The sequence below is a fragment of the Pseudomonas sp. genome (genome assembly GCF_050739655.1).
In the GTDB taxonomy this organism is placed as follows: Bacteria; Pseudomonadota; Gammaproteobacteria; order Pseudomonadales; family Pseudomonadaceae; genus Aquipseudomonas.
Genome location: NZ_JBOIBY010000376.1, coordinates 1 through 4,604, shown reverse-complemented (window position 1 = coordinate 4,604; position 4,604 = coordinate 1). Strand labels below are relative to the sequence as shown.

The window sequence follows — 4,604 nt, the reverse complement described above, 5'->3', positions numbered from 1 at the left end:
TTTTCAAAGTTTCGCTTGGAAATCCTTAACAACTTCAACCACTTGCACTTTCGATCTCTCGTCAGCGGGAGGCGATTTCTACAGCGTTACCCGCTGCTGTCAACACCTCTTTTTCAACTTCCTTTCGACTTCGATGACCTGAAGCAACTTGCTGCCGAAAACTGCGTAACTCGTTGTTTACCAAGGAGTTTTCCGTTTCGACTGCGCCGGAAGTGGGGCGAATTATAGAGATCTAAAATTCGCCGTCAACCCTTTATCTCAACTTATTCGGATTTGAGCGTAATACGCGCAAATGCCTTTTTCCCAGCCTGGCAGACATGGGTTGCGCCCAATGAATATATAAAGGTGCGATCGACAACTTCACCATCAATACGCACACCACCAGATCCGAGAAGATCTCGTGCCACAGCCGAGTTCTTGACCAGGCCAGCCTTATTAAGGACAGCAGCGATCGGCATATCCTCGGCAGCAGTCAATTCGATCTCCGGCAAGTCATCCGGCAGTTCGCCTTCTTTCATACGGTTACCAGCACCGCGGTGAGCATTAGCAGCAGCCTCTTCACCATGGAACCGCGCTACGATCTCTTCAGCCAGTTTGATCTTGATGTCGCGCGGATTGGCACCCGCCTCCACGTCAACGCGGAACGCATTGATCTCATCCATGGAGCGGAAACTGAGCAACTCGAAGTAACGCCACATCAGCGCGTCAGGAATGGAGACCAGCTTGCCGTACATCACACCCGGCGCTTCCTGGATCCCGACGTAGTTGCCCAAGGACTTGGACATCTTCTTCACGCCATCCAGACCTTCCAGCAACGGCATGGTGAGAATGCACTGAGCTTCCTGGCCGTAACCGCGCTGCAGCTCGCGCCCCATCAGAAGATTGAACTTTTGATCGGTACCGCCCAGCTCAACGTCCGCACGCAAGGCCACCGAGTCATAGCCCTGAACCAGCGGATAGAGAAACTCATGAATAGCGATCGGCTGATTGGTCGTGTAGCGCTTGTCGAAGTCATCGCGCTCAAGCATGCGAGCGACGGTGTATTGAGAAGTCAGGCGAATGAAGTCGGCCGGCCCCATCTGATCCATCCAGGTGGAGTTGAATGCCACTTCGGTTTTGGCTGGATCAAGAATCTTGAAAACCTGAGTTTTGTAGGTCTCGGCGTTCTCAAGCACCTGTTCGCGAGTCAGCGGAGGGCGGGTGGCACTCTTGCCGCTTGGATCACCAATCATCCCGGTGAAGTCGCCAATCAGGAAGATCACCTGGTGGCCCAACTCCTGGAACTGGCGCAGCTTATTGATAAGCACCGTGTGACCCAGATGCAAATCCGGCGCAGTCGGATCGAAGCCGGCCTTAATACGCAGCGGCTGGCCGCGCTTGAGCTTTTCAACCAGCTCGGACTCGACCAACAGTTCTTCTGCACCACGTTTGATCAGCGCTAGCTGCTCTTCAACCGACTTCATAACAGACCCGCAAGGCTCAGATTCAAAGGGGACCAACCATACAAGAACGCACGTCAAATACAAGGTTTGCCCGGCGCACGGACGCCAATCCACAGACAGAGAGTCCGTAGACTTGCTTCAGCGATGATTTGGTTATATTTTATACAGTTATTTCATCTTCATCATGTCATTCATCTTTTCCAATTCATCTTTTTCAAAGTCAAAAATCACTTATGACCAAAGAATCGTCTAAAGCGCCACCGCTTTACCCGAAGACTCACCTGCTCGCAGCGAGCGGCATCGCCGCCCTTCTGAGCCTGGCGCTTCTGGTATTTCCTTCCAGTGATGTTGAAGCTAAAAAGACAACACTGAGCCTTGAACTGGAAAGCCCTGCTGAACAACTGACACAAGATCAAGACGCCGCCGAAGCCGTTCAAGCCACAAATGAACCGGTAGCTTCTCCTTTCGCGCAGATTGAAGACAGCACAGAAGAACCCCAGGAAACCGCTAAAGCCGAAGCCGAAGCCGCACCAGCTCCAGCCCCCGTAGCGGCGGCAACTGAAGAAAAGAAGGCGCCAAACCACAGGGAAGTGATCGTCTCCAAAGGCGATACGCTCTCCACGCTTTTTGCGAAGGTCGGCCTTCCCACCACTTCGGTGCATGACGTATTGGCGAGCGACAAGCAGGCCAAGCAATTCAGCCAACTCAAGCATGGGCAAAAACTCGAATTCGAACTGGGTCCGGACGGCCAACTGAGCAATCTGCACAGCAAGGTCAGCGACCTCGAAACCATCACCCTGACCAAGAACGACAAGGGTTACTCATTCAATCGCGTAACTGCCAAGCCGACCGTGCGCTCTGCCTACGTTCATGGCGTGATCAACAGTTCGCTGTCGCAATCTGCCGCTCGCGCCGGCTTGTCTCACAGCCTGACCATGGACATGGCCAGCGTGTTTGGCTACGACGTCGACTTCGCCCAGGATATTCGTCAGGGTGATTCGTTCGATGTGATCTACGAACAAAAAGTGGTCAACGGCAAAGCAGTCGGCAATGGCCCGATCCTGTCCGCGCGCTTTACCAACCGTGGCAAGACCTACACCGCCGTTCGTTACACCAACAAGCAAGGCAACAGCAGCTATTACACTGCTGATGGCAACAGCATGCGCAAGGCATTCATCCGGACCCCGGTTGACTTCGCCCGCATCAGTTCCAAGTTTTCCATGGGCCGCAAACACCCGATCCTCAACAAGATCCGAGCCCACAAAGGCGTTGATTACGCAGCACCGCGCGGTACGCCTATCAAGGCAGCCGGGGATGGCAAAGTGTTGCTGGCGGGTCGTCGTGGCGGTTACGGCAATACCGTCATTATTCAGCACGGCAACACTTACCGTACGCTGTACGGCCACATGCAAGGGTTCGCCAAAGGCATCAAAACTGGCGGCTCGGTCAAACAGGGCCAGGTAATCGGTTACATCGGCACCACTGGCCTTTCCACTGGCCCTCACTTGCACTATGAGTTCCAGGTGAACGGCGTACACGTCGACCCACTGGGCCAGAAAGTCGCGATGGCTGATCCGATTTCCAAAGCCGAGCGTGCGCGTTTCCTCGCGCAGAGCCAACCGCTGATGGCGCGTATGGACCAGGAAAAGTCCACCCAGCTGGCCTCGGCCAAGCGCTAAGCCATGGCACTCTATTTAGGTGTGATGTCCGGGACCAGCCTTGATGGCCTGGACATAGCGCTGATCGAGCAAGCCCCGGCGATCAGGCTGATCGCCACGCACTACACCCCCATGCCCGAACTCCTGCGCGCCGAGCTGCTTGGCCTGTGCGCCAGCGGCCCGGACGAGATTGCCCGCTCTGCCATCGCCCAACAGAACTGGGTAAAACTCGCGGCACAGGGCATTAACACCCTTCTGGCTCAGCAGAACCTCACCCCTTACGACATTCGCGCGATAGGCAGCCATGGCCAGACTATTCGCCATGAACCTGCACGCGGCTTCACAGTGCAGATCGGCAACCCTGCACTGCTCACCGAGCTCACGAACATCACCGTGGTCAGTGACTTCCGCAGCCGTGATGTCGCCGCTGGCGGACAAGGCGCTCCACTGGTTCCAGCCTTTCACGAAGCCCTTTTTGAAGAGCGGATCGGCAATCGGGCAGTATTGAACATCGGAGGTTTCAGCAACCTCAGCCTGATTGAACCAGGCAAGCCCGTCGCCGGTTTCGACTGCGGCCCGGGGAACGTGTTGCTGGATGCCTGGATACATCACCAACGCGGTGAAAACTATGACCGCAACGGCGAGTGGGCCGCCAGCGGCAAGGTCGAACCGACGCTCTTGAAAGCATTGCTCAGCGACCCCTTCTTCATGACCAAGGGTCCGAAGAGCACTGGCCGGGAAGTATTCAACCTGCCTTGGTTGAAACAACATCTGGTGCAGTTGCCAGCCTTCGCAGCCGAAGACGTTCAGGCAACGCTACTTGAGTTGACCGCCCAGACCATCATCGAATCACTGCAAAGTGCCCAGAACGACACGCAAGAAGTACTCGTATGCGGCGGCGGCGCGCACAACTCTACGCTGATGAATCGCCTTGCCAGCCTGCTGCCCAAGGCGAAAGTCAGCAGCACTTCCGAATACGGAGTCGACCCGGATTGGGTCGAAGCAATGGCATTTGCCTGGCTCGCGCACTGTTGCCTCGAAGGCATCGCAGCCAATCGCCCTAGCGTTACCGGCGCCCGCGGCTTACGTGTATTAGGCGCCATCTACCCTGCATGAACGCCGGACAGCAAAACGCCGCAGAGCTTGAGGCCATGCGGCGCTTGGTGATGCTGGGGCGCTGATCAGATCGAGAACGAAGAGCCACAACCACAGGTGGTAGTCGCATTCGGGTTCTTGATGACGAAACGCGAACCTTCCAGACCTTCCTGATAATCCACCTCGGCACCTGCCAGGTATTGGAAGCTCATGGGATCGACAACCAGACTTACACCTTCGCGTTCAACGATGGTGTCGTCATCGGCCACTTCTTCATCGAAGGTGAAGCCGTACTGAAAACCTGAACAACCGCCGCCCGTAACGAATACGCGCAGCTTCAAGCGATCATTCCCCTCTTCATCGACCAGGCTCTTCACCTTGTGCGCGGCACCGTGGGTGAATTGCAAAG

Annotated in this window: 4 protein-coding genes; 2 read left to right on the top strand and 2 right to left on the bottom strand. The window is 55.7% G+C overall.

The genetic code is table 11. From position 1 onward, the window contains the following. Positions 1-263: 263 nt before the first annotated feature. Positions 264-1,463, bottom strand: a complete 1,200-nt coding sequence (gene tyrS / locus ACRESJ_RS18430) for a tyrosine--tRNA ligase (RefSeq protein ID WP_431759159.1) — start codon at positions 1,461-1,463, stop codon at positions 264-266. A gap of 212 nt (positions 1,464-1,675) precedes the next feature. Between tyrS and ACRESJ_RS18425 the strand changes: the two genes are divergently transcribed. Together ACRESJ_RS18425 and ACRESJ_RS18420 are read left to right on the top strand one after the other, a co-directional pair. Then, positions 1,676-3,121: a peptidoglycan DD-metalloendopeptidase family protein gene (locus ACRESJ_RS18425; RefSeq protein WP_431759158.1), complete on the top strand. Its 1,446-nt coding sequence runs from the start codon at positions 1,676-1,678 to the stop codon at positions 3,119-3,121. Between the two features lie 3 nt (positions 3,122-3,124). Continuing rightward, positions 3,125-4,216 carry an anhydro-N-acetylmuramic acid kinase gene (locus ACRESJ_RS18420; protein ID WP_431759157.1) on the top strand — a complete coding sequence of 364 codons (1,092 nt, stop codon included), beginning with the start codon at positions 3,125-3,127 and terminating at the stop codon, positions 4,214-4,216. 65 nt (positions 4,217-4,281) lie between these two features. On the opposite strand, the gene erpA is transcribed toward ACRESJ_RS18420, so the two are convergent. Continuing rightward, complete coding sequence (erpA, locus tag ACRESJ_RS18415; protein WP_427564719.1) at positions 4,282-4,602, bottom strand: iron-sulfur cluster insertion protein ErpA; 321 nt, start codon at positions 4,600-4,602, stop codon at positions 4,282-4,284. Between the last annotated feature and the right edge of the window lie 2 nt (positions 4,603-4,604).